Annotated in this window: 24 protein-coding genes and 1 pseudogene; 18 read left to right on the top strand and 7 right to left on the bottom strand. The window is 60.5% G+C overall.

Annotated elements, in window-relative coordinates:
* Positions 1 to 64: 64 nt before the first annotated feature.
* Positions 65 to 427, top strand: a complete 363-nt coding sequence (locus KGB14_RS26830; protein ID WP_223490388.1) for a cupin domain-containing protein — start codon at positions 65 to 67, stop codon at positions 425 to 427.
* Positions 428 to 610: 183 nt separating this feature from the next.
* Here KGB14_RS26830 and rpmG read toward each other — a convergent pair whose 3' ends face one another.
* Positions 611 to 766 (bottom strand): 50S ribosomal protein L33, encoded by a 156-nt coding sequence (gene rpmG, locus KGB14_RS26825; protein ID WP_007894709.1) that lies wholly within the window; start codon positions 764 to 766, stop codon positions 611 to 613.
* 11 nt (positions 767 to 777) lie between these two features.
* Positions 778 to 1,011: a 50S ribosomal protein L28 gene (gene rpmB, locus KGB14_RS26820; RefSeq protein WP_007894701.1), complete on the bottom strand. Its 234-nt coding sequence runs from the start codon at positions 1,009 to 1,011 to the stop codon at positions 778 to 780.
* Positions 1,012 to 1,457: 446 nt separating this feature from the next.
* On the opposite strand from rpmB, the gene KGB14_RS26815 reads away from it, so the two are divergent.
* Positions 1,458 to 3,044 (top strand): ABC transporter substrate-binding protein, encoded by a 1,587-nt coding sequence (locus KGB14_RS26815; RefSeq protein ID WP_223490386.1) that lies wholly within the window; start codon positions 1,458 to 1,460, stop codon positions 3,042 to 3,044.
* A 134-nt stretch (positions 3,045 to 3,178) separates the two neighbouring features.
* Here KGB14_RS26815 and radC read toward each other — a convergent pair whose 3' ends face one another.
* Complete coding sequence (gene radC, locus KGB14_RS26810; protein WP_223490384.1) at positions 3,179 to 3,853, bottom strand: RadC family protein; 675 nt, start codon at positions 3,851 to 3,853, stop codon at positions 3,179 to 3,181.
* 137 nt (positions 3,854 to 3,990) lie between these two features.
* On the opposite strand from radC, the gene coaBC reads away from it, so the two are divergent.
* The 4 genes and pseudogenes from coaBC to argB all read left to right on the top strand — a co-directional run bounded on the left by coaBC (position 3,991) and on the right by argB (position 8,251).
* Positions 3,991 to 5,199, top strand: a complete 1,209-nt coding sequence (coaBC, locus tag KGB14_RS26805) for a bifunctional phosphopantothenoylcysteine decarboxylase/phosphopantothenate--cysteine ligase CoaBC (RefSeq protein WP_223490381.1) — start codon at positions 3,991 to 3,993, stop codon at positions 5,197 to 5,199.
* A gap of 5 nt (positions 5,200 to 5,204) precedes the next feature.
* Entirely contained in the window at positions 5,205 to 5,660 is a 456-nt protein-coding gene (gene dut, locus KGB14_RS26800) for a dUTP diphosphatase (RefSeq protein WP_007894692.1), read from the top strand.
* Between the two features lie 283 nt (positions 5,661 to 5,943).
* Positions 5,944 to 7,320, top strand: a pseudogene (locus KGB14_RS26795) (phosphomannomutase/phosphoglucomutase); the annotation flags it as partial.
* Positions 7,321 to 7,345: 25 nt separating this feature from the next.
* Complete coding sequence (gene argB, locus KGB14_RS26790) at positions 7,346 to 8,251, top strand: acetylglutamate kinase (RefSeq protein WP_071552791.1); 906 nt, start codon at positions 7,346 to 7,348, stop codon at positions 8,249 to 8,251.
* A gap of 166 nt (positions 8,252 to 8,417) precedes the next feature.
* Here the strand turns inward: argB and pyrE are convergent, their stop codons facing one another.
* A complete protein-coding gene (gene pyrE, locus KGB14_RS26785) occupies positions 8,418 to 9,062 on the bottom strand; it encodes an orotate phosphoribosyltransferase (protein ID WP_223490379.1) in 645 nt (214 codons plus the stop codon).
* Positions 9,063 to 9,144: 82 nt separating this feature from the next.
* Between pyrE and KGB14_RS26780 the strand changes: the two genes are divergently transcribed.
* Entirely contained in the window at positions 9,145 to 9,924 is a 780-nt protein-coding gene (locus KGB14_RS26780; RefSeq protein WP_007934608.1) for an exodeoxyribonuclease III, read from the top strand.
* Positions 9,925 to 10,100: 176 nt separating this feature from the next.
* Here KGB14_RS26780 and KGB14_RS26775 read toward each other — a convergent pair whose 3' ends face one another.
* Together KGB14_RS26775 and rph are read right to left on the bottom strand one after the other, a co-directional pair.
* Complete coding sequence (locus tag KGB14_RS26775) at positions 10,101 to 10,469, bottom strand: DUF4870 domain-containing protein (protein WP_223490376.1); 369 nt, start codon at positions 10,467 to 10,469, stop codon at positions 10,101 to 10,103.
* 29 nt (positions 10,470 to 10,498) lie between these two features.
* On the bottom strand, positions 10,499 to 11,221 hold the full coding sequence (gene rph, locus KGB14_RS26770) for a ribonuclease PH (protein ID WP_223490374.1): 723 nt from the start codon (positions 11,219 to 11,221) through the stop codon (positions 10,499 to 10,501).
* 268 nt (positions 11,222 to 11,489) lie between these two features.
* Here rph and KGB14_RS26765 point away from each other — a divergent pair, with 268 nt between their 5' ends.
* The 6 genes from KGB14_RS26765 (at position 11,490) to KGB14_RS26740 (ending at position 16,797) form a co-directional block, all read left to right on the top strand.
* The gene (locus tag KGB14_RS26765) at positions 11,490 to 12,353 is read left to right on the top strand and encodes a YicC/YloC family endoribonuclease (RefSeq protein WP_223490372.1); all 864 of its coding nucleotides are present in this window, start codon (positions 11,490 to 11,492) and stop codon (positions 12,351 to 12,353) included.
* 12 nt (positions 12,354 to 12,365) lie between these two features.
* Positions 12,366 to 12,986, top strand: coding sequence for a guanylate kinase (gmk, locus tag KGB14_RS26760; protein WP_223490371.1), 621 nt, complete (start codon positions 12,366 to 12,368; stop codon positions 12,984 to 12,986).
* A 167-nt stretch (positions 12,987 to 13,153) separates the two neighbouring features.
* Entirely contained in the window at positions 13,154 to 13,417 is a 264-nt protein-coding gene (gene rpoZ / locus KGB14_RS26755) for a DNA-directed RNA polymerase subunit omega (protein ID WP_007894670.1), read from the top strand.
* Between the two features lie 57 nt (positions 13,418 to 13,474).
* The gene (spoT, locus tag KGB14_RS26750) at positions 13,475 to 15,580 is read left to right on the top strand and encodes a bifunctional GTP diphosphokinase/guanosine-3',5'-bis pyrophosphate 3'-pyrophosphohydrolase (protein WP_007934594.1); all 2,106 of its coding nucleotides are present in this window, start codon (positions 13,475 to 13,477) and stop codon (positions 15,578 to 15,580) included.
* A 24-nt stretch (positions 15,581 to 15,604) separates the two neighbouring features.
* Positions 15,605 to 15,985 (top strand): RidA family protein, encoded by a 381-nt coding sequence (locus tag KGB14_RS26745; RefSeq protein WP_003229509.1) that lies wholly within the window; start codon positions 15,605 to 15,607, stop codon positions 15,983 to 15,985.
* 71 nt (positions 15,986 to 16,056) lie between these two features.
* Positions 16,057 to 16,797: a hypothetical protein gene (locus tag KGB14_RS26740; RefSeq protein ID WP_223490369.1), complete on the top strand. Its 741-nt coding sequence runs from the start codon at positions 16,057 to 16,059 to the stop codon at positions 16,795 to 16,797.
* 135 nt (positions 16,798 to 16,932) lie between these two features.
* Here KGB14_RS26740 and KGB14_RS26735 read toward each other — a convergent pair whose 3' ends face one another.
* On the bottom strand, positions 16,933 to 17,790 hold the full coding sequence (locus tag KGB14_RS26735) for an SDR family oxidoreductase (protein WP_223490367.1): 858 nt from the start codon (positions 17,788 to 17,790) through the stop codon (positions 16,933 to 16,935).
* Positions 17,791 to 17,979: 189 nt separating this feature from the next.
* On the opposite strand from KGB14_RS26735, the gene exbB reads away from it, so the two are divergent.
* From exbB to recG, 5 genes are all read left to right on the top strand, one after another.
* Entirely contained in the window at positions 17,980 to 18,975 is a 996-nt protein-coding gene (gene exbB, locus KGB14_RS26730; RefSeq protein WP_223490365.1) for a tonB-system energizer ExbB, read from the top strand.
* A gap of 6 nt (positions 18,976 to 18,981) precedes the next feature.
* Entirely contained in the window at positions 18,982 to 19,410 is a 429-nt protein-coding gene (gene exbD, locus KGB14_RS26725; RefSeq protein ID WP_223490363.1) for a TonB system transport protein ExbD, read from the top strand.
* Positions 19,407 to 20,153 carry an energy transducer TonB gene (locus KGB14_RS26720; protein ID WP_223490361.1) on the top strand — a complete coding sequence of 249 codons (747 nt, stop codon included), beginning with the start codon at positions 19,407 to 19,409 and terminating at the stop codon, positions 20,151 to 20,153. Before exbD ends, KGB14_RS26720 begins: the two co-directional genes overlap by 4 nt.
* A 267-nt stretch (positions 20,154 to 20,420) precedes the next feature.
* Positions 20,421 to 21,350, top strand: a complete 930-nt coding sequence (locus KGB14_RS26715) for a hydrogen peroxide-inducible genes activator (protein WP_223490359.1) — start codon at positions 20,421 to 20,423, stop codon at positions 21,348 to 21,350.
* Between the two features lie 9 nt (positions 21,351 to 21,359).
* Positions 21,360 to 23,435 (top strand): ATP-dependent DNA helicase RecG, encoded by a 2,076-nt coding sequence (gene recG / locus KGB14_RS26710; RefSeq protein ID WP_223490357.1) that lies wholly within the window; start codon positions 21,360 to 21,362, stop codon positions 23,433 to 23,435.
* The last annotated feature ends 22 nt before the right edge of the window (positions 23,436 to 23,457 follow it).

The following is a 23,457-nucleotide window of genomic DNA, read 5'->3' as shown; positions in this document are numbered from 1 at the left end:
GCGGTGTTCATTTTAATAAACATAAACTTTCAATTTTCCAGCGCAAACACGGGGGAATACCAGCATGAGCATTCAGGATATCGTCGATTTCAGCCAGGCCAACACCCAGCCCGATCGCTATCGACCAGACCCGGCAAAAGTCCTCAAGGGCGACCCCGAGCAAGCGGTGTACAACCACTACAACAGCCCATGCGGCCAGATGAGTGCAGGTGTCTGGGAAGGCGAAGTCGGCCAGTGGCTAGTGAACTACACCGAGCACGAATACTGCGAAATCGTTCAGGGGGTTTCAGTGCTTCGCGACACCGATGGCAACGCCAGGACCCTGCGCGTGGGCGATCGCTTCGTGATCCCGGCCGGTTTCAAAGGCACCTGGGAAGTGCTGGAGCCGTGCCGCAAGATCTATGTGGTGTTTGAACAGAAGGCTTGAGGATTTGTGCTAGCTGGACTGGCCTCTTCGCGGGCAAGCCTCGCTCCTACAGAACGGACGCGACTCACCGTAGGAGCGTGGCTTGCCCGCGAAGGCGCACTAGTAGGCACCGCATAACCCGCAGCCAACAAAAAAGGCCCGTATCTCGCGATACGGGCCTTTTTCGTAAGAGAGAAAAATCAATTACTTGATTTTGCCTTCTTTGTAGATCACGTGCTTGCGAACAACCGGATCAAATTTCTTGATCTCGATTTTGTCCGGAGTAGTGCGCTTGTTCTTGTCGGTAGTGTAGAAGTGACCAGTACCGGCGCTCGAAATCAAACGAATCAATTCACGCATGATTAGCTCCCTTAGATCTTGCCAGCTTTGCGGATTTCGGCCAGCACGACAGTGATGCCACGCTTGTCGATGATACGCATGCCTTTGGCAGATACGCGCAGACGCACGAAACGTTTCTCTTCTTCAACCCAGAAGCGGTGATGCTGCAGGTTCGGCAGGAAACGACGACGGGTTTTGTTGTTTGCGTGGGAAATGTTATTCCCAGTCACCGGACCCTTACCGGTAACTTGACAGACTCTCGACATGCCTCAGCCCTCTAAAACCACATGCCCAACCCGGCATGGGTTGGCCGCTTAATCTCTCAGTCATTTGGCGCCAGGCGCCGCGTTTCTTTAAGGGTCTTACCGGCTACACCTACAAACGAAGGAACCGGGCCCCTAGAAAAGAGCGCTGCTTTATACCAGAAAGACTAGAGAGCAACAACAACCGGTGTGCATTGAGTTGATAAAAACCCTGTTTTTCGGGCGCGGAGTGCCTTGGACAAAGGCTGTGCCCGAGAACGACCGCTCGTCGCAGAGAATCGGCCAACGAGCCAATTCAGGTTTTTCTCAACCGTCACTCACCGAAAACAATCGCCCATATTCCCCCCAAAATGAAAAAGGGGATAGTCATTTGCAAAAGAGCCCACTAGGGTAAGCCTTTTCCAGACTGCACTTGCAGATGGGCCTTCGATCTGTAAAGGAAACCGACCATGCGCCTCGCTGCCCTACCGCTGCTGCTCGCCCCGCTTTTACTGAGCCCTCTGGCCCATGCTGCCGCCCTGAGCGTGTGCACCGAGGCCAGCCCGGAAGGGTTCGATGTGGTGCAATACAACTCGCTGACCACCACCAACGCCTCGGCCGATGTGCTGATGAATCGCCTGGTGGACTTCGACACGGCCAGCGGCAAAGTGGTCGCCAGCCTCGCGGACAGCTGGGAAGTCACACCCGACGGCCTGACTTACGTCTTCAAACTGCACCCGCAGGTGAAATTTCATCGCACCGACTACTTCAGCCCGACGCGCGACCTGACCGCCGAAGACGTGAAGTTCAGCTTCGACCGCATGCTCGATCCGGCGAACCCGTGGCACAAAGTCGCCCAGAGCGGCTTCCCGCACGCCCAATCGATGCAGTTACCCGCGCTGATCAAGAAGATCGACGCACTGGACCCGCTCACCATCCGCTTCACCCTCGATCACGCGGACTCAACGTTCCTGCCAACCCTGAGCATGGGTTTCGCCTCGATCTATTCGGCCGAATACGCCGACCAACTGATGAAGGCCGGCACGCCGGAAAAGCTCAACAGCCAGCCGATCGGCAGCGGACCGTTCATTTTCACGCGCTTCCAGAAAGACGCCTCGATTCGCTACAAGGCCAACCGCGACTACTTCCAAGGCAAGCCATCGGTTGACCCGCTGATCTTCGCCATCACCCCGGACGCCAACGTGCGCTTGCAGAAATTGCGCCGCAACGAGTGCCAGATCGCCCTGTCGCCGAAGCCTCTGGACGTACAAGCCGCATTGAAAGAGCCGGCCCTGAAAGTGGAAAAGACCGACGCGTTCATGACCGCATTCGTCGGCATCAACAGCCAACATCCGCCGCTGGATAAACCTGAAGTACGCCAGGCGATCAATCTCGCGTTCGACAAGGCCAACTACGTCAAAGCCGTGTTCGAAGACACCGCCGAACCCGCCAACGGTCCGTATCCGCCCAACACCTGGAGCTACGCCAAAAGCTTGCCGGGCTACCCGCATGACGTCGAAAAGGCCCGCGCATTGATGGCCAAGGCCGGGCTCAAGAATGGTTTCCAAACCACCATCTGGACCCGCCCTTCCGGCAGCCTGCTGAACCCCAATCCGAGCCTCGGTGCACAATTGCTGCAGTCTGACCTGGCGGAAATCGGCATCCAGGCCGAGATCCGCGTGATCGAATGGGGCGAACTGATTCGCCGCGCCAAGGCCGGTGAGCACGACCTGTTGTTCATGGGCTGGTCCGGCGACAACGGTGACCCGGACAACTTCCTCACGCCGCAGTTTTCTTGCGCGGGGGTCAAATCCGGCACCAACTTCGCCCGCTACTGCAACCAGGACCTGGACAAGCTGATCAGCGCCGGCAAAACCACTGACGAGCAAGGTGTGCGCACCAAGCTCTACGAACAGGCTCAGGCACAGATCCAGCAGCAGGCGTTGTGGTTGCCGCTGGCTCACCCGACCGTTTTCGCGTTGACGCGTAAGGATGTGCAGGGCTATCAGGTCAGTCCGTTTGGTCGTCAGGATTACTCGAAGGTCAACCTCAAGTAATCCGCCCCGACGCATTACCTGTGGGAGCGAGCCTGCTCGCGAAAGCGTCCATCCAGTCACTGAATAGGTTGACTGACACTACGCCTTCGCGAGCAGGCTCACTCCCACATGGACTCACTTGCCTCCCGCTCCTCTCACATCCACCCATACTCAGCCATCGACAGCGGATCGCCGTCGCCGATGATGAAATGGTCGAGCACCCGCACATCAATCAGGTCCAGCGCCTCTTGCAGGCGCTTGGTCAGCGTGCGGTCGGCCTGACTGGGGTTGGTGTTACCCGACGGATGGTTGTGGCAGAGGATCAACGCTGCGGCGTTGTGGGCCAAGGCGCGCTTAACCACTTGCCTCGGATAAACACTGGTGCTGTCGATGGAGCCGCGAAACAGCACTTCAAAGGTCAGTACTTGATGCCTGGAATCCAGAAACAGACAGCCGAACACCTCGTGGGGCTCGTGACGCAGCATCGATTTCAGGTAATCACGAACCGCCTGCGGATTTTCCAGCGCCGATTTTTGGCGTGCACGTTCGGCCAAATGCCGACGGCCCATTTCCTGGGCCGCTTGCAACTGAGCGAATTTTGCCGGCCCGAGACCCAACTGCCTGCTGAACGCCGCCTGATCGGCCTCAAGTAGTGCGCGCAAACTGCCAAACTGACTCAACAGGTGTCGCGCCAGATCTACCGCGCTTTTACCCGACACGCCGGTTCGTAAAAAAATCGCCAGCAGTTCGGCGTCCGAAAGACTCCCCGAGCCCAACTCGAGCAACCTTTCTCGCGGCCGCTCGGCCGCCGGCCAATCACGAATACTCATAGCACCTCCCTGGAATATGGGCGCCGCTGTTCCGTAGCGGTCGCTGTGATATCGTAGCCCATCTTTTTTGCGGGCGATTTCACTCCTGGGGAGGGGGTTTCGCCACGTATGTCACCAACGAAATGAAAGGCAGACCTATGCAGCGGCTGTATCGGAAACGCATCGTTCTGGGCGTCGGCGGCGGTATTGCTGCCTACAAGAGCGCCGAGCTGGTTCGCCGCCTGATCGACCAGGGCGCCGAAGTGCGCGTGGTCATGACCCGTGGCGGCAGCGAATTCATTACCCCGCTGACCATGCAGGCGTTGTCCGGGCATCCGGTCCACCTGGACCTGCTGGACCCGGCGGCCGAAGCCGCCATGGGCCACATCGAGCTGGCAAAATGGGCCGACCTGGTGCTGATCGCTCCCGCCACCGCGGACCTGATCGCCCGCCTGGCCCAAGGCATTGCCGACGACCTGCTGACCACGCTGGTGCTGGCCACTGACGCGGTGGTCGCGGTGGCGCCGGCGATGAATCAGGCCATGTGGCGCGACCCGGCGACCCAGGCGAACCTGCAAACCCTCGAAAGCCGCGACCTTAAAGTCTTCGGCCCGGCCTCCGGGAGCCAGGCCTGCGGCGACGTCGGCATGGGCCGAATGCTCGAAGCGACCGACCTCGCCCAATGCGCGGCAGACTGCTTCCAGCGCCAGGCGCTGACCGGCAAACACGTGCTGATCACCGCCGGCCCGACCCAGGAGAACATCGACCCGGTGCGCTACATCACCAACCACAGCTCCGGGAAAATGGGCTTTGCCCTGGCCGAAGCCGCGGTAGAAGCCGGCGCCCGTGTCACCCTGATCACAGGCCCCGTGCACCTGCCAACCCCGGATCGCGTCACCCGTATCGATGTGGTCAGTGCCCGCGACATGCTCGCCGCCTGCGAAGCCGCGATCCCTTGCGACCTGTTCATCGCCTCCGCTGCGGTCGCGGACTACCGCCCGGAAGTCGTCGCCCCACAGAAACTCAAGAAAGACCCTACGAACGGCGACGGCTTGTTGCTACAGATGGTGCGCAACCCGGACATCCTGGCCACCATCGCCACGCGCCCCGACCGCCCGTTCAGTGTCGGTTTCGCCGCCGAAACCGAACACCTGCTCGATTACGCTGCCCGCAAGTTGAAAGACAAAAACCTCGATCTGATCGTCGCCAACGACGTCGCCAACCCGAGCATTGGCTTCAACAGCGAAGAAAACGCCTGCAGTGTGATCGACCGCCAGTTGCACGCCACGCTTTTCGCCCAGACCAGCAAGGGCAAGATTGCCCGCCAGCTGATCACTTTTATCGCCGAACGTCTGAACCAGGTTTAATTTACATGCACGCTTTGCAAGCCAAGATCCTCGACCCCCGCATCGGTACCGAATTCCCGCTGCCGCAATACGCCACGCCAGGCTCCGCCGGCCTCGACCTGCGCGCCATGCTGGAAAAAGACACCGTCATCAAGCCGGGCGAAACCCTGTTGATCCCTACCGGCCTGTCGGTGTACATCGGCGATCCGGGCCTGGCGGCCTTGATTCTGCCGCGCTCGGGCTTGGGCCATAAGCACGGCATCGTGCTGGGCAACCTGGTCGGCTTGATCGACTCCGATTACCAGGGCCCGCTGATGGTGTCGTGCTGGAACCGTGGCCAGACCGATTTCAACATGGTGGTAGGCGAACGCCTGGCCCAATTGGTGCTGGTACCGGTGGTTCAAGCGCATTTTGAAATGGTCGAAGAATTCGTCGAAACCCAGCGCGGCACCGGCGGTTTCGGGCATTCGGGTAGCCACTGATCATCGGCATTCAGGCTCGGGGCTCTACCCGGCCTGACCTGTCCTCTGCATTTTAAGGATGAAAATTGCAAAGACGTCATCTGGAAGGTTTACCACTGAAAATCAAGGCATTGACCGGTCATTTGCTCGCCGATGCTGATGGCATGGCCTTTACACACCACGAACTCTCTGCCGAAAACGCCGTCATACCCTTCAGTTTGAGCCCGCCGACGAGTTTTTCGCCGGCAGGTCCAGCCACTTTCAAGATGGAGCATTCCTACAGATGAGCACCCCAGCCCAAGTCGCACCCAAGTTTCCCGACAGCATCTTCCGCGCCTACGACATTCGCGGCACCGTTCCGGAATTCTTGAACGCTGAAACCGCTTATTGGCTCGGTCGCGCCATCGGCTCCCAGAGCCTGGCCCAGGACGAACCCAACGTATCCGTCGGCCGCGACGGTCGCCTGTCCGGCCCGGAACTGGTGAAACAACTGATTCAGGGCCTGGCCGACAGCGGTTGCCACGTCAGCGACGTCGGCCTGGTGCCAACCCCGGCGCTGTACTACGCCGCCAACGTACTGGCCGGCAAATCCGGCGTGATGCTCACCGGTAGCCACAACCCGTCGAATTACAACGGCTTCAAGATCGTCATTGCTGGCGATACCCTGGCCAACGAACAGATCCAGGCCCTGCACGAACGCCTCAAGACCAACAACCTGAGCAGCGGCAAGGGCAGCATCACCCAGGTCGAGATCCTCGATCGCTACAACACTGAAATCGTCCAGGACATCAAACTGGCTCGTCGCCTGAAAGTCGTGGTCGACTGCGGCAACGGCGCGGCCGGCGTGATCGCCCCGCAATTGATCGAAGCGCTGAACTGCGAAGTCATCCCGCTGTTCTGCGACGTCGACGGCAACTTCCCGAACCACCACCCGGACCCGGGCAAGCCTGAAAACCTCGTGGACCTGATCGCCAAGGTCAAGGAAACCAACGCCGACCTGGGCCTGGCCTTCGACGGCGACGGCGACCGCGTCGGCGTAGTGACCAACACCGGCAGCATCGTCTACCCGGACCGCCTGCTGATGCTGTTCGCCCGCGACGTCGTAGCGCGCAACCCGAACGCGGAAATCATCTTCGACGTCAAATGCACCCGCCGCCTGGTCCCGCTGATCAAGGAATACGGCGGTCGTCCGCTGATGTGGAAGACCGGTCATTCGTTGATCAAAAAGAAAATGAAACAATCCGGCGCGCTGTTGGCCGGTGAAATGAGCGGGCACATCTTCTTCAAGGAACGCTGGTTCGGTTTCGACGACGGTATCTACAGCGCCGCGCGGCTGCTGGAGATCCTCAGCAAGGAAAAATCCACCGCGGAAGAGCTGTTCGCGACCTTCCCGAACGATATTTCTACGCCAGAGATCAATATCCATGTGACCGAAGAGAGCAAATTCAGCATCATTGATGCACTGCACGACGCGCAATGGGGCGAAGGCGCCGACCTGACCACCATTGACGGCGTGCGAGTCGACTATGCCAAAGGCTGGGGCCTGGTTCGCGCCTCCAACACCACACCGGTGCTGGTGCTGCGCTTCGAGGCCGATGACGAGGCTGAATTGCAGCGCATCAAGGATGTGTTCCACGCCCAACTGAAACGCGTTGCACCTGATCTCCAATTACCGTTTTGATCTTCTGAAGCACCCGGAGCCCTGAATGACCCTCGAACGCGAAGCCGCCGCCAACACCGCCAAGGTCCTGTCCGAAGCGCTGCCTTACATTCGCCGCTATGTCGGCAAGACGCTGGTGATCAAATACGGCGGCAACGCGATGGAAAGCGAGGAGCTGAAAACCGGCTTCGCCCGCGACATCGTGCTGATGAAAGCCGTCGGCATCAATCCGGTGGTGGTTCACGGTGGCGGCCCGCAAATCGGCGACCTGCTCAAGCGTCTGTCGATCGAGAGCCACTTCATCGATGGCATGCGCGTCACTGACGCGCAGACCATGGACGTGGTGGAAATGGTCCTCGGCGGCCAGGTGAACAAGGACATCGTCAACCTGATCAACCGTCATGGCGGCAGCGCCATCGGCCTGACCGGTAAAGACGCCGAGCTGATTCGTGCGAAAAAGCTCACCGTCACCCGCCAGACGCCGGAAATGACCCAGCCGGAAATCATCGACATCGGCCAGGTGGGTGAAGTAGTCGGCATCAACACCGACCTGCTGAACCTGCTGGTCAAAGGCGACTTCATCCCGGTGATCGCGCCAATCGGTGTCGGCGCCAACGGCGAGTCGTACAACATCAACGCCGACCTGGTGGCCGGTAAAGTGGCCGAAGCGCTGAAGGCTGAAAAGCTGATGCTGCTGACCAACATCGCCGGCCTGATGGACAAGACCGGCAAGGTTCTGACCGGCCTGAGCACCCAGCAAGTCGACGAGCTGATCGCCGACGGCACCATCTACGGTGGCATGCTGCCGAAGATTCGTTGCGCGCTGGAAGCGGTACAAGGCGGCGTGGGCAGCTCGCTGATCATCGATGGTCGGGTGCCGAATGCGATTCTGCTGGAAATCTTCACCGACACCGGTGTGGGTACCTTGATCAGCAACCGCAAGCGTCACTAAGCAACACAAACAAAAAGACCCCGCTCAGCTTGGCTGAGCGGGGTCTTTTTTTGCCTGCGCACTCCCTTGTAGGAGCGAGGCTTGCCCGCGAAAGCGATCTGACAGTCCCATCATTGCTGAATGTGACGACGCCTTCGCGGGCAAGCCTCGCTCCTACAGGTCAGCGTTAGACGCCGTACTGGGCGCGGTACGCTTCTACGGCTGGCAAATGCTGCTTGAGCTGCGGATCATCCGCCAGGAACTCGAGCACCTGGTTCAGCGAAACAATGCTGATCACCGGAATCCCGAAATCGCGCTCCACTTCCTGGATGGCCGACAATTCGCCGTTGCCGCGCTCCTGACGATTCAGGGCGATCAACACGCCCTTGGCCTTGGCGCCGTCCTGGGAAGCGATGATCTGCATCACTTCACGGATGGCGGTGCCTGCGGTGATCACGTCGTCGATGATCAGCACGTCGCCGGTCAATGGCGCGCCGACCAGGCTGCCGCCTTCGCCGTGGGCCTTGGCTTCCTTGCGGTTGAAGCACCATGGCAGATCACGGCCATGATGTTCGGCCAGCGCCACCGCAGTGGTCGCTGCCAGCGGGATACCTTTGTAGGCCGGGCCGAACAGCACGTCGAACGAAATACCGCTCTCGACGATGGCTGCCGCGTAGAAACGCCCCAGCTGCGCCAGGGCGGAACCCGAGTTGAACAGGCCGGCATTGAAGAAGTAAGGACTGGTGCGTCCGGACTTCAGGGTGAACTCACCGAAGCGCAAAACGCCACGATCAATGGCAAAACGAATGAAGTCGCGCTGATACGCTTGCATGAAAAAAACCCCAAATACCACGGATTTAGCTAATTAGGTAGACGCCGTGTATCATACCCGCACGCGATTTTTGGGGCCACTTATGCGGATCATCAGTGTGAACGTCAATGGTATTCAGGCTGCAGTCGAGCGTGGTTTGCTCAGTTGGCTGCAAGCACAGAATGCCGACGTCATCTGCCTGCAGGACACCCGCGCCTCCGCCTTTGAACTGGACGATCCAGCCTTCCAACTGGATGGCTACTTCCTTTATGCCTGCGAAGCCGAAGTTCCCGCCCAAGGTGGCGTGGCTTTGTACTCGCGGTTGCAACCGAAGGCAGTCATCAGCGGTCTCGGCTTCGAGACGGCCGACCGCTACGGGCGTTACCTGCAAGCCGATTTCGACAAGGTCAGCATCGCGACCTTACTGCTCCCTTCGGGGCAGAACGGCGATGAAGATTTGAACCAGAAGTTCAAGCTAATGGACGACTTCGCCCGTTATCTGGATAAACAGCGACGCAAACGTCGCGAGTACATTTATTGTGGCTCGCTGTACGTGGCGCAACAGAAGCTGGATATCAAGAACTGGCGCGACAGCCAGCAATCCCCGGGCTTCCTGGCGCCTGAGCGTGCCTGGATGGACGAGATTGTCGGCAACATGGGTTATGTCGATGCCCTGCGTGAAGTCAGCCGTGAAGGCGACCAGTACAGCTGGTGGCCGGACAACGAACAGGCCGAGATGCTCAATCTGGGCTGGCGTTTCGACTACCAGTTGCTGACCCCTGGCCTGCGCCGCTTCGTACGCAGCGCACGCCTGCCGCGTCAGCCACGGTTCTCGCAGCACGCACCGCTGATCGTGGACTACGACTGGACGCTGACGATCTAAGCGTGTTTTCGCAGACGCAAAAAAGCCGACATCGCTGTCGGCTTTTTTGTGGGCAATGATTTGCTTTCCGTGGGAGCGGGCTTGCCCGCGATGAGGCCGTCACAGTCAACAAATGTGTTGCCTGCCAGATCGCTATCGCGGGCAAGCCCGCTCCCACAGGAAACCTTTGCCGACTATTATTTGATCAACCGCCAGGTGAACGGGTAACGGTAAGGGAACCCTTCGTTAGCCTTCACGCCGGCAATGATCGTCAGCACCAACGCGCCAATCGCCACCAGACCGAACATAAAGAACCCGATAATCACCACCATCAGCAAGAAGCAGATAGCGGAGGCAATGGCGACGGTGATCTGAAAATTCAGCGCTTCCTTGCCCTGCGCATCAATGAAAGGGTCCATCTCGCGCTTCATCTGCCAGAGAATCAGCGGCCCGATCAGCGTACCGAACGGAATCCAGATCCCCAGCAAGGCGGACAGGTGACAAAACATCGCCCACTGACGAACCTCGTGGCTCGGTGTGGGTAGCGGCAGTTGCTCGTCACTCATGGCGTCCTCCTTGCGTGGAGCGGGTCCGATCAGTCGGCCAGTGCAGCCTTCTGCAGTTCGAAAATCTCGATCATGCCTTTCTTCGCCAGTTCCAGCATCGCATTCAGCTCTTCCGGCTGGAACGGCGCGCCTTCGGCAGTGCCCTGAACTTCGATGAAGCCGCCGGTGCTGGTCATCACCACGTTGAGGTCAGTCTCGGCAGCCGAGTCTTCCAGGTAGTCGAGGTCGAGCACAGGCTCGCCCTGGTACATGCCCACCGAAACGGCAGCGATCATCTGCTTGAGCGGGTCGCCACCTTTGAGGCCGCCGCGCTTCTTGATCACTTTCAAGGCATCGACCAGTGCAACCATGGCGCCAGTGATGGACGCGGTGCGGGTGCCGCCGTCAGCCTGGATCACGTCGCAGTCGACGTACAGGGTGACATCACCCAGCTTGGACATGTCCAGCGCAGCGCGCAGGGAACGGCCGATCAAACGCTGGATTTCCAGAGTGCGGCCGCCTTGCTTGCCGCGGCTCGCTTCACGCTGGTTACGCTCGCCGGTGGCGCGCGGCAGCATGCCGTATTCGGCGGTCAACCAGCCCTGGCCCTGACCCTTGAGGAAACGCGGCACGCCGTTTTCGACGCTGACGGTGCAGATGACTTTGGTATCACCGAACTCGACCAGTACAGAACCCTCGGCGTGTTTGGTGTAGTTGCGGGTAATGCGGATCGAGCGGAGCTGATCGGCAGCGCGACCACTTGGACGTTTCATAGGGATTACCTGTACTGGGGACGGAAAACTGCCGAGCATTATAGAGCCGTGGGCCGCGAGTGGGCACTTCTAAAAAATCGCCCGACGATCGAAGCCCCTGAATAGAGCTTAGCCGACGGCCTGCAGCTCTTTGTCACAGCGTGTGTTTGGGCGCATCCGCCCCACTGCGCTACAATCCTGCGCCTTTGCTGCCTGTCGGCTTTAATTCACAGATAGCGGGTCCGCCAAACCATGGGTTACGCGCCGACCTGCATTGCGAGGTACCTCCATGGTGCACAGCATGACCGCCTTCGCCCGCGTCGAAAAAGCCGGCGTCCAGGGCACCCTGAGCTGGGAACTGCGCTCGGTCAACAGCCGCTACCTGGAACCCCACCTGCGTCTGCCGGAATCTTTCCGCGACCTCGAAGGCGCCGTCCGCGAAGCCCTGCGCCAGGGTCTGTCCCGGGGCAAGCTCGAATGCACCCTGCGCTTTACCGAAGAAAGCACCGGCAAACCGCTGCAAGTGGACCGCGAGCGCGCCGCGCAACTGGTCGCTGCCGCCGAGACGGTCGCCGGCCTGATCAAGAACCCGGCCGCACTGAACCCGCTGGAAGTCCTGGCCTGGCCCGGCGTGCTGGTGGCCGATGCCGCCGACCCGCAAGCGCTGAACGCCGAAGCCCTGGCGCTGTTCAATCAGGGCCTGAAGGAACTCAAGGCCGGACGCGAGCGCGAAGGTGCAGAGCTGGCGCGGTTGATCAACGAACGCCTGACCTCCATTGAAGACGATGTGGTGATCCTGCGTGAGCTGGTCCCGCAGATGCTCGCCACTCAGCGCCAGAAAGTCCTCGACCGCTTCACCGACATGAAGGCCGACCTCGACCCGCAGCGACTGGAGCAGGAAATGGTCATGCTCGCGCAAAAGAGCGACGTCGCCGAAGAACTGGATCGCCTGAGCACTCACATCATCGAAGTTCGCCGGGTGCTCAAATCCGGCGGCGCCGCCGGTCGGCGCCTGGACTTCCTGATGCAGGAGCTCAACCGCGAAGCCAACACACTGGGCTCCAAAGCCTTCGACCCGCGCAGCACACAGGCGGCGGTCAACCTCAAAGTGTTGATCGAGCAGATGCGCGAACAAGTGCAGAATATTGAGTAAGGCAAACCCGACATGACCCACAGCACCGGCACCCTATACATCATTTCCGCGCCTTCGGGCGCGGGCAAGAGCAGCCTGGTCAAAGCCCTGACCGACACTGATCCGGCGATCCGCGTCTCGGTCTCCCACACCACCCGTGCCATGCGCCCCGGTGAAGTGAACGGCGTGAACTATCACTTCGTCTCGCGTGAAGCGTTCGTGAAGATGGGCGAGCATGGTGACTTCCTCGAGCGCGCCGAAGTGTTCGGCAATCTCTACGGCACGTCCCAAAGCCACCTGCAGCAGACGCTGGACGCGGGCCATGACCTGATTCTGGAAATCGACTGGCAGGGTGCAGAGCAAGTACGCAAGTTGATGCCGCAAGCCCGCTCGATCTTCATTCTGCCGCCGTCCCTGGAGGCCTTGCACCAGCGCCTGACCAATCGCGGCCAGGACAGCGACGAGATCATTGACGGCCGGATGCGCGAAGCCGTCAGCGAGATGAGCCACTACGTCGACTATGACTACCTGATCATCAACGACGATTTTTCCCACGCACTGGACGATCTGAAGGCGATTTTCCGCGCCAACCAGCTGCATCAGAAGCGTCAGCAGCAGCGTCATGGCAAATTATTGGCTGAATTGCTCGGCTAAACAGCGCTTCCCAAAACCGCTGCAAGGGCTTTACATTGGCACTTATAGCGCGTCGAAGAGCCTGGTCAAAAAATCAGCGCTTCCCTAATCGCTGGTGATTTTTTAAACTGTTGAGTCCGCTCGCCCAACCGGGCAGCGCGCATATTGCATTCGCTCCGAGGAATACCATGGCCCGCGTAACCGTTGAAGATTGCCTAAACCACGTGGAAAACCGCTTTGAGCTGGTCATGCTGTCTACCAAGCGTGCCCGTCAACTGGCCACCGGCGGCAAAGAGCCCCTGGTTCAGTGGGAAAACGACAAGCCTACTGTTGTAGCGCTGCGTGAAATCGCTGAAGGCCTGATGAGCTACGAGTTCATCGCCAACGCTGAGATCGTCGAAGACGAACCGCTGTTCGCAGCGTTCGAGGACGAGTCCAACGAGGCAGTATAAGTCCATGCCTGGTCGACGTAGCACGGCGCGGGGTCACAACGAACGGCAGGAATTATCATGCCGAGCATAGACGCCCTCGCCGATCGCTTATCGACCTACCTCGGCAAGGACCAGGTCAATCTGGTCCGCCGAGCGTACTTCTACGCCGAACAAGCCCACGATGGCCAACGCCGTCGCAGCGGTGAGGCGTACGTCACGCACCCACTCGCGGTTGCGAATATTCTTGCCGACATGCATATGGACCATCAGAGCCTGATGGCGGCCATGCTGCATGACGTGATCGAAGACACCGGTATTGCCAAGGAAGCGCTGCAAGCGCAGTTCGGCGAAACCGTGGCCGAACTGGTCGACGGGGTCAGCAAACTGACCCAGATGAACTTCGAAACCAAAGCCGAAGCCCAAGCCGAAAACTTCCAGAAAATGGCCATGGCCATGGCGCGCGACATTCGCGTGATCCTGGTCAAGCTGGCCGACCGCCTGCACAACATGCGCACCCTGGAAGTGCTGTCCGGCGAAAAACGCCGGCGGATTGCCAAGGAAACCCTGGAAATCTATGCGCCCATCGCCAACCGGCTGGGCATGCACGCCATCCGCATAGAGTTCGAAGACCTCGGCTTCAAGGCCATGCACCCGATGCGTTCCGCGCGAATCAACCAGGCGGTCAAACGCGCCCGGGGCAACCGCAAGGAAATCGTCAACAAGATCGAAGAGTCCCTCAGCCACTGCCTGGCCATCGACGGCATTCAGGGCGAGGTCAGCGGTCGTCAGAAACACCTCTACGGCATCTACAAGAAAATGCGCGGCAAGCGTCGGGCCTTCAACGAGATCATGGACGTGTATGCGTTCAGGATCATCGTCGACAAGGTCGATACCTGCTACCGCGTGCTGGGTGCCGTGCACAATTTGTACAAACCGTTGCCGGGTCGCTTCAAGGATTACATCGCGATCCCCAAGGCCAACGGCTATCAGTCGCTGCACACCACACTGTTCGGCATGCACGGTGTACCGATCGAAATCCAGATCCGCACCCGTGAAATGGAAGAGATGGCCAACAACGGCATCGCTGCCCATTGGCTGTACAAATCCAGCGGTGACGAGCAGCCCAAAGGCACTCACGCCCGCGCCCGCCAGTGGGTCAAAGGCGTGCTGGAAATGCAGCAACGGGCCGGCAACTCGCTGGAATTCATCGAGAGCGTGAAGATCGACCTGTTCCCGGACGAGGTCTACGTGTTCACGCCCAAAGGCCGGATCATGGAGCTGCCCAAAGGCTCCACGGCGGTCGACTTCGCTTACGCGGTGCACACCGACGTGGGCAACAGCTGCATTGCCTGTCGGATCAATCGTCGTCTTGCGCCGCTGTCCGAACCGCTGCAAAGCGGCTCCACGGTCGAGATTGTCAGCGCCCCGGGCGCGCGACCAAACCCGGCATGGCTCAACTTCGTGGTCACCGGCAAGGCGCGGACGCACATCCGCCATGCGCTGAAACTGCAACGCCGTTCCGAATCCATCAGCCTCGGCGAACGCCTGCTGAACAAGGTGCTCAACGGCTTCGACAGCTCCCTGGAAAAAGTCCCGGCCGAGCGCGTCCAGTTGATGCTCCACGAATACCGCCTCGAACTGATCGAAGACCTGCTCGAAGACATCGGCCTGGGCAATCGCATGGCTTACGTGGTCGCCCGTCGCCTGCTTGGCGAAGGCGAACAGCTGCCGAGCCCGGAAGGTCCGCTGGCGATTCGTGGCACCGAAGGTCTGGTGCTCAGTTACGCCAAGTGCTGCACGCCGATCCCGGGCGACCCGATTGTCGGGCACCTGTCCGCCGGCAAAGGGATGGTGGTGCACCTGGACAACTGCCGCAACATCAGCGAAATCCGCCACAACCCGGAAAAATGCATCCAGCTCTCATGGGCCAAGGATGTCACCGGCGAATTCAATGTCGAGCTGCGCGTCGAACTGGAACACCAGCGCGGCCTGATCGCCCTGCTGGCCAGCAGCGTCAACGCGGCCGACGGCAATATCGAAAAAATCAGCATGGACGAACGCGACGGTCGTATCAGCGTGGTCCAACTGGTGGTCAGCGTGCACGACCGCGTGCACCTGGCCCGCGTGATCAAGAAACTGCGCGCCCTGACCGGGGTCATTCGCATCACCCGCATGCGCGCGTAGCCCATCCATTACAAGGAGTCATACATGACCAAGACTGTTATCACCAGCGACAAGGCCCCGGCCGCCATCGGTACTTATTCCCAGGCGATCAAGGCCGGCAACACCGTTTACATGTCGGGTCAGATTCCTCTGGACCCAAAAACCATGGAACTGGTTGAAGGCTTCGAAGCCCAGACCGTCCAGGTGTTCGAGAACCTCAAAGCCGTGGCTGAAGCGGCCGGTGGTTCGTTCAAGGACATCGTCAAACTGAACATCTTCCTCACCGACCTGAGCCACTTCGCCAAGGTCAACGAGATCATGGGCAAGTACTTCGACCAGCCTTACCCAGCCCGCGCCGCCATCGGCGTAGCGGCCCTGCCAAAGGGTTCGCAGGTTGAGATGGATGCCATTCTGGTCATCGAGTAATACGTCCGGCGCAGCCCACTAAAGGCTGCGCCGCTGCCGTATGTATAAAAGCGTTCTGAAAGGATTCCACCATGCGCAAAGCGCTTGTTCTCTCGCTGCTCGCCCTACTTTTGGGCGGTTGTGCCAGCAACCCTGCCGACCGTGATATCAGCGGCACCTGGATCAATCAGTCGGCGATCGATGCTGCTTCCAAAGGCGGCCCCCTGCGGGAAGCGCTCCAGGCCTATGGTCCGAACCTGGAATGGGACGTCAACACCAGAGCCGGTCAGGCCCGCTACACCAACGGCTTTGAAAATGTCGAAGGCAAGCTGCTGGGCGAAGAGTCCGGCGCCTGGAAAGTCGACTTTTATGGCAGCTCCGCCAGCGAGCTGAAGCGTGATGGCAAGCGACTGAGCCAGGCCGCCAATGACAACGAACCGGAGCAAGTCTTCGACCGTGCATTGGCCCCGGCACCGGAAGGCGCACCGATTGGTGCAAGTTTCGAGCGAGCGCTGTATTCGGCTTATATGGGTGGCAGCTGGAAAATTCTCAGCGGCCCGGGCGAAGGCAATACCGTGCAATTCCAGGCCGACGGCCAAGTTGCCGGCCTGCCCGGTGCGGATCGTTATGCCCTCTGCCTGGCGGGCGATTGCGCGTCGATGAGCGGTGGCAACGACAACATCTGGCTGCAAGCGAACGGCCAGGGCAATACCTGGATCTTTGCGCGCAAGGGCAAAGAACTGGAGATTTTCCAGACCGTGAACACCGCACTGGCGGACGAAATGCCTTCGTTTACGCCGGGTGATCGCAAGTGGTTGCTGAAAAAGCAGTAACCCGGTTCTGAAACCACCAAAGACCCCATGTGGGAGCGAGCCTGCTCGCGATGAGGCCATAATATTCAACATCATCGCTGACTGTTAAGCCGCCATCGCGAGCAGGCTCGCTCCCACAGCTGTTTTGGAGTGTAGTCAGCAGCGACCTTCTAGGATCGCAGCGTAGCCTTCGCGGAAACTCGGATAGTTCGGCACCCAACCCAACGCCTTCGCCCGGGCATTGCTGCAGCGCTTGCTGCCGGCACGACGCACGCTCGCATCCTCGGCCCATTCGGTCACGCCCAGATACTCACGCAACCAGCCCACCACCTCCGCCAATGCCGCGGGCGCATCGTCGACGCCTATATAAACATCATCCAGCGTCACACCACGCCGATCCGCCTCAAGCAGAAACGCCAGCAACCCCGCCGCGTCATCGACATGAATGCGGTTGGCGTACAACGGTGGATCGATTGCCACGCGATAGCCGCGACGGACCTGAGTCAACAGCCACTCTCGACCCGGACCATAAATACCGGTCAAGCGCACGATGCTGGCCGGGATGCCGCTGTCACGCGCCACTTGTTCAGCCTCCAGCATCAAACGACCTGAGTAACCACCCGCCACCGTCGGCGACGTTTCATCAATCCACTCGCCGTTCTGCTGACCGTAAACACTGCTGCTGGACACAAACAGAATGCGCTTGGGCTGCTGACCGTGCTGCTTCAACCATCCCAGCACATGCTGCATACCCTCGATATAAGCAGCGCGATAGCCCGCCTCGTCGTGGTCGGTGGCGGCGGCGCTGTACACCAGATAATCCAGCGGCGCGGTCGGCCAGTCAGCCGGGCATTGCGCACTGAACAAGTCACCTGCAACGCCCACCACACCGGTAGGCAAGCGCGACACATTGCGGCGCAGACCATATACCTGCCAGTGCCCGGCCAACAATTGCGTGGCCAGACGACTGCCAACATCGCCGCAACCGGCGATCAGAACAGAAGGCGCGGACATCAGAAAACTCCCTCAAGAAAGGTACAGACTAGCGCCCGAAATGGATGAGCAGCTAGCAATGGAAGAAAAAAAGAGACGCTATTACTTTTGTTAACAAGAATTAATTGCAATAATGCCAGCCACTTTTGTTCTCGGCCTCACGAGGCCTGGAAGAGCATCTACTGTTTTTCTTTCTCAGGTCCGGCCAGCATGACACCCAATCAATTCCCCGCTTCGCCTACCAAACGACCTCGCGCCTGGAGTGCTCTGGCCGCCCTGCTGCTTACCCTGATGCTCGCACCGGTCGCCGCCTTCGCTGATGAAGCCCCGGTACCCGCCGCCCATGAGCCTTCGGCCCAGGCAACACCGAACGTACCGAGAAATCCTGACGGCAGTGTCGATACTTCGTCCCTGCCTCCGGAAGTACAAAAAGCATTAGCCGAGTTCGGTGAAGCGGCGAAGAAGATGAACGAGCCGCAGGAAGAAGACAACTCGCTGGGCATGGCCCACGACCTGTCGCCATGGGGCATGTACCAGAACGCCGACATCATCGTGAAAATCGTGATGATCGGCCTGGCCATCGCCTCGATCATCACCTGGACCATCTGGATCGCCAAGGGCTTCGAGCTGATGGGCGCCAAACGTCGTCTGCGCACTGAAATCGTCCACCTGAAAAAAGCCGCCACCCTTAAAGAAGCCAGCGCGACAGCGGCCAAGGAAGGCACCCTCGCCAACCTGCTGGTCCATGACGCGCTGGAAGAAATGCGCCTGTCGGCCAACAGCCGCGAGAAGGAAGGCATCAAGGAGCGCGTGAGCTTCCGCCTCGAGCGCCTCGTCGCAGCCTGCGGTCGCAACATGAGCAGCGGCACCGGCGTGCTCGCCACCATCGGTTCTACCGCGCCGTTCGTCGGCCTGTTCGGCACCGTGTGGGGCATCATGAACAGCTTCATCGGCATCGCCAAAACCCAGACCACCAACCTCGCCGTCGTAGCCCCCGGCATCGCCGAAGCCCTGCTGGCGACCGCGCTGGGCCTGGTTGCGGCGATTCCTGCGGTGGTCATCTACAACGTCTTCGCCCGCTCCATCGCCGGTTACAAGGCACAAGTGTCCGACGCCTCGGCAGAAGTCCTGCTGCTGGTCAGCCGTGACCTCGACCACCAGCCGACCGAGCGCAGCTCGCAACCGCACATGGTGAAAGTGGGGTAATCGGCCATGGGCCTGCATTTGAAAGAAGGCGCAGACGACGATCTGGCCGAGAACCACGAAATCAACGTCACGCCGTTCATCGACGTGATGCTGGTGCTGTTGATCATCTTCATGGTGGCGGCGCCACTGGCCACCGTGGACATCAAGGTCGACCTCCCCGCCTCCACCGCCAAACCGGCGCCGCGGCCAGAGAAGCCGGTGTTCCTCAGCGTCAAAGCCGATCAGCGCCTGTTCCTCGGCGAAGACGAAGTGACGGCCGCAGCACTCGGCGCCACACTCGACGCCAAGACCCAGGGCAAGAAAGACACGACGATCTTCTTCCAGGCCGACAAAGGCGTGGACTACGGCGACCTGATGAGCGTGATGGACGCCCTGCGCGCCGCCGGTTACCTGAAGGTAGGCCTGGTCGGACTCGAGACGGCAGTCAAGAAATGATCAACACGCGCCAAAAGCTGACGCGTTACAGCGCGAGCCTGGCCGTGGTGCTGGGCGTCCATGCGCTGGCCATTGCGCTGGCGCTGAACTGGACGTCGCGCCCGCCGATCGAACTGCCGCCGCAAGCGATGATGGTCGAGTTGGCGCCGCTTCCGGCCCCGCCACCGCCCGCCCCACCGAAAGTGATCACGCCGCCGCAGCCACCGGCGCCAGTGGAAGAGCTGCCGCTGCCGAAACTCGCTGAAGCGCCGAAGGCCGAGATTGCCGTGCCGAAACCGGTCAAACCCAAGCCCAAGCCTCAACCGCCCAAGCCTGTGGAGAAAAAGCCGGAGCCGCCGAAGGAGAAACCCTCCGAGGAAAAACCGAGCGACGCGCAACCGACCCAGGCACCGACGGAGAAATCCGCTCAGCCGGCACCGGGGCCATCACCGGCGCAGCAAGCGGCCAAGGCCAGCTGGCAAAGCGAATTGCTCGCTCATCTGGCCAAACACAAGAAATATCCGGCCGCTGCACGGATGCGCAACAAGGAAGGTTTAAACCGCCTGCGCTTCGTGGTGGATGCTGAAGGTAATGTGTTGTCATTCGAACTGGTGGACCGCTCCGGCAACGCCGATCTGGACCGGGCCACCTTGCAAATGATCCGTGATGCCCGACCGCTGCCCAAGCCACCGGCTGATATGCTGACCAACGGCTCCATCGAGATTACTGCACCGTTTGTTTACTCGCTGGAACGTCGCCGTTAAAACACCGCCGAACCAATGTGGGAGCGAGCCTGCTCGCGATGAGGCCATAATATTCAACATCTCCATTGACTGTTAAACCGCCATCGCGAGCAGGCTCGCTCCCACAGGGTTATGTAACAACCATAAAAGGCACCAAAAGGTGCCTTTTTGCATATCTGGAAACGCCAAACACGCATTGCCCTGTGTCACTCAGCACATTCAGTCTGATAACGTGCGTCTATCGATTGCAGCCGGTATGCTTGGCTCGCAACTTCATGGACGCTTGCTATGACTCTCACAGAATTACGCTACATCGTTACCCTCGCCCAAGAGCAGCACTTCGGTCACGCGGCCGAGCGTTGCCACGTCAGTCAGCCGACCCTGTCGGTGGGCGTGAAAAAGCTTGAAGACGAACTCGGTGTGCTGATTTTCGAGCGCAGCAAGAGCGCCGTGCGCCTGACCCCGGTCGGCGAAGGCATTGTCGCCCAGGCGCAGAAAGTCCTGGAACAGGCCCAAGGCATCCGCGAACTGGCCCAGGCCGGCAAGAACCAGCTGACCGCCCCGCTGAAAGTCGGCGCGATCTATACCGTCGGCCCCTACCTGTTCCCGCACCTGATTCCACAACTGCACCGGGTCGCCCCGCAGATGCCGTTGTACATCGAAGAAAACTTCACCCACGTGCTGCGCGACAAACTGCGCAACGGCGAGCTCGACGCGATCATCATCGCCCTGCCGTTCAACGAAGCCGACGTGCTGACCTTGCAGCTCTACGACGAGCCGTTCTACGTCTTGATGCCGGCCCAGCACCCGTGGACGCAAAAAGAAACCATCGACGCCGCCCTGCTCAACGACAAGAGCCTGCTGCTGCTCGGCGAAGGCCACTGCTTCCGCGATCAAGTGCTGGAAGCCTGCCCGACCCTGGCCAAAGGCAACGACGGCGCCAAACACACCACGGTGGAATCCAGCTCACTGGAAACCATTCGCCACATGGTCGCCTCCGGCCTGGGCATTTCGATCCTGCCGCTGTCGGCGGTGGACAGCCATCACTACGCGCCCGGCGTGATCGAAGTGCGACCACTGAGCGCGCCCGTGCCGTTCCGCACCGTGGCCATCGCCTGGCGCGCGAGCTTCCCGCGGCCGAAAGCGATTGAAATCCTCGCCGACTCCATTCGCCTGTGCTCGGTGGCCAAGCCGCCCGCGCCGGTGGTGGCCGGTTAAGTCGCTGTCATGACCGAGTTGTCGCAAGTGTCGGTGACGGCACTCAAGGGTGTCGGCGAAGCCATGGCCGAGAAACTGGCCAAGGTCGGCCTGGAGAATCTCCAGGACGTGCTGTTCCACCTGCCGCTGCGTTATCAGGATCGCACCCGTGTGGTCCCGATCGGCCATTTGCGACCGGGCCAGGACGCCGTGATCGAAGGCACCGTCAGCGGCGCCGACGTGGTCATGGGCCGGCGCCGCAGTCTGGTTGTTCGTCTGCAGGACGGCACCGGCGGGCTCAGCCTGCGTTTCTACCATTTCAGCAACGCCCAGAAAGAAGGCCTCAAACGCGGCACGCGCATTCGCTGCTACGGCGAGGCGCGGCCCGGTGCGTCGGGGCTGGAGATCTACCACCCGGAATACCGCGCCATCACCGGCGACGAGCCGCCGCCGGTGGATGAAACCCTGACCCCGGTCTACCCGCTCACCGAAGGCCTGACCCAGCAGCGTTTGCGCCAACTGTGCATGCAAACCCTGACCCTGCTCGGCCCCAGCAGCCTGCCCGACTGGCTGCCGACCGAACTGGCCCGGGACTATCAACTGGCGCCGCTGGCCGATGCGATCCGCTACCTGCATCACCCGCCCGCCGATGCCGATGTCGACGAACTCGCCCTCGGTCATCACTGGGCCCAACACCGTTTGGCCTTCGAAGAACTGCTGACCCATCAACTGTCTCAGCAGCGCCTGCGCGAGAGCATGCGTGCCCTGCGCGCGCCGGCCATGCCGAAAGCCACCAAGCTGCCCGCTCAGTATTTGGCCAACCTCGGCTTCACGCCGACCGGCGCCCAGCAACGGGTCGGCAACGAAATCGCTTACGACCTCAGTCAGCACGAGCCGATGCTGCGGTTGATTCAAGGCGACGTTGGCGCCGGCAAAACCGTGGTCGCCGCCCTCGCCGCGCTTCAGGCGCTGGAGGCCGGTTACCAAGTCGCATTGATGGCGCCCACTGAAATTCTCGCCGAGCAGCACTTCATCACCTTCAAGCGCTGGCTCGAACCGCTGGGCATTGAAGTCGCGTGGCTGGCCGGCAAGCTCAAGGGCAAAAACCGCGTCGCCGCGCTGGAGCAAATCGCCAACGGTACGCCCATGGTGGTCGGCACCCACGCGCTGTTCCAGGACGAAGTGCAGTTCAAGAACCTGGCGCTGGCGATCATCGACGAACAACACCGCTTCGGCGTGCAGCAGCGCCTGGCATTGCGGCAGAAAGGCGTCGGCGGGCGGATGTGTCCGCACCAGTTGATCATGACCGCCACGCCGATTCCCCGGACGCTGGCCATGAGCGCCTACGCCGACCTCGACACCTCGATCCTCGACGAGCTGCCGCCCGGCCGTACGCCTGTAAACACGGTGCTGGTCACCGACACCCGGCGCGTTGAAGTGATCGAACGGGTGCGCGGCGCTTGTGCCGAAGGGCGACAGGCCTATTGGGTGTGCACGCTGATCGAAGAGTCTGAAGAGCTGACCTGTCAGGCCGCCGAAACCACGTATGAAGACCTCACCGCCGCCCTCGGCGAGTTGAAAGTCGGCTTGATCCACGGCCGCATGAAGCCCGCCGAGAAAGCTGCGGTGATGGCCGAATTCAAGGCCGGCAACCTGCAACTACTGGTCGCCACCACGGTGATCGAAGTCGGCGTCGACGTGCCCAACGCCAGCCTGATGATCATCGAAAACCCCGAGCGCCTCGGGCTCGCGCAGCTGCACCAACTGCGTGGCCGTGTCGGTCGGGGCAGCGCCGTCAGCCATTGCGTGCTGCTTTACCATCCGCCGCTGTCGCAGATCGGCCGTCAGCGGCTGGGCATCATGCGCGAAACCAACGACGGTTTTGTCATCGCTGAAAAAGACCTCGAACTGCGCGGCCCCGGCGAAATGCTCGGCACGCGCCAGACCGGTCTGCTGCAATTCAAGGTCGCGGACCTGATGCGCGACGCCGATTTGCTGCCCGCCGTGCGCGATGCCGCCCAGGCGTTGCTCGAGCGCTGGCCGGATCACGTCAGCCCGCTGCTCGATCGCTGGCTACGCCATGGGCAGCAATACGGCCAAGTGTGAGCACTGTCGCAGTTTCTGGACC

Origin of the sequence: Pseudomonas sp. A-RE-19 (genome assembly GCF_019956555.1) — a bacterium.
GTDB lineage: Bacteria > Pseudomonadota > Gammaproteobacteria > Pseudomonadales > Pseudomonadaceae > Aquipseudomonas.
This window is presented reverse-complemented; position numbering and strand designations above follow the sequence as displayed.

Coding starts and splice junctions, on each gene's coding strand:
- KGB14_RS26830 (WP_223490388.1), top strand. CDS start 65: ATGAGCATTCAGGATATCGTCGATTTCAGCCAGGCCAACACCCAGCCC.
- rpmG (WP_007894709.1), bottom strand. CDS start 766: ATGCGTGAATTGATTCGTTTGATTTCGAGCGCCGGTACTGGTCACTTC.
- rpmB (WP_007894701.1), bottom strand. CDS start 1,011: ATGTCGAGAGTCTGTCAAGTTACCGGTAAGGGTCCGGTGACTGGGAAT.
- KGB14_RS26815 (WP_223490386.1), top strand. CDS start 1,458: ATGCGCCTCGCTGCCCTACCGCTGCTGCTCGCCCCGCTTTTACTGAGC.
- radC (WP_223490384.1), bottom strand. CDS start 3,853: ATGAGTATTCGTGATTGGCCGGCGGCCGAGCGGCCGCGAGAAAGGTTG.
- coaBC (WP_223490381.1), top strand. CDS start 3,991: ATGCAGCGGCTGTATCGGAAACGCATCGTTCTGGGCGTCGGCGGCGGT.
- dut (WP_007894692.1), top strand. CDS start 5,205: ATGCACGCTTTGCAAGCCAAGATCCTCGACCCCCGCATCGGTACCGAA.
- argB (WP_071552791.1), top strand. CDS start 7,346: ATGACCCTCGAACGCGAAGCCGCCGCCAACACCGCCAAGGTCCTGTCC.
- pyrE (WP_223490379.1), bottom strand. CDS start 9,062: ATGCAAGCGTATCAGCGCGACTTCATTCGTTTTGCCATTGATCGTGGC.
- KGB14_RS26780 (WP_007934608.1), top strand. CDS start 9,145: ATGCGGATCATCAGTGTGAACGTCAATGGTATTCAGGCTGCAGTCGAG.
- KGB14_RS26775 (WP_223490376.1), bottom strand. CDS start 10,469: ATGAGTGACGAGCAACTGCCGCTACCCACACCGAGCCACGAGGTTCGT.
- rph (WP_223490374.1), bottom strand. CDS start 11,221: ATGAAACGTCCAAGTGGTCGCGCTGCCGATCAGCTCCGCTCGATCCGC.
- KGB14_RS26765 (WP_223490372.1), top strand. CDS start 11,490: ATGGTGCACAGCATGACCGCCTTCGCCCGCGTCGAAAAAGCCGGCGTC.
- gmk (WP_223490371.1), top strand. CDS start 12,366: ATGACCCACAGCACCGGCACCCTATACATCATTTCCGCGCCTTCGGGC.
- rpoZ (WP_007894670.1), top strand. CDS start 13,154: ATGGCCCGCGTAACCGTTGAAGATTGCCTAAACCACGTGGAAAACCGC.
- spoT (WP_007934594.1), top strand. CDS start 13,475: ATGCCGAGCATAGACGCCCTCGCCGATCGCTTATCGACCTACCTCGGC.
- KGB14_RS26745 (WP_003229509.1), top strand. CDS start 15,605: ATGACCAAGACTGTTATCACCAGCGACAAGGCCCCGGCCGCCATCGGT.
- KGB14_RS26740 (WP_223490369.1), top strand. CDS start 16,057: ATGCGCAAAGCGCTTGTTCTCTCGCTGCTCGCCCTACTTTTGGGCGGT.
- KGB14_RS26735 (WP_223490367.1), bottom strand. CDS start 17,790: ATGTCCGCGCCTTCTGTTCTGATCGCCGGTTGCGGCGATGTTGGCAGT.
- exbB (WP_223490365.1), top strand. CDS start 17,980: ATGACACCCAATCAATTCCCCGCTTCGCCTACCAAACGACCTCGCGCC.
- exbD (WP_223490363.1), top strand. CDS start 18,982: ATGGGCCTGCATTTGAAAGAAGGCGCAGACGACGATCTGGCCGAGAAC.
- KGB14_RS26720 (WP_223490361.1), top strand. CDS start 19,407: ATGATCAACACGCGCCAAAAGCTGACGCGTTACAGCGCGAGCCTGGCC.
- KGB14_RS26715 (WP_223490359.1), top strand. CDS start 20,421: ATGACTCTCACAGAATTACGCTACATCGTTACCCTCGCCCAAGAGCAG.
- recG (WP_223490357.1), top strand. CDS start 21,360: ATGACCGAGTTGTCGCAAGTGTCGGTGACGGCACTCAAGGGTGTCGGC.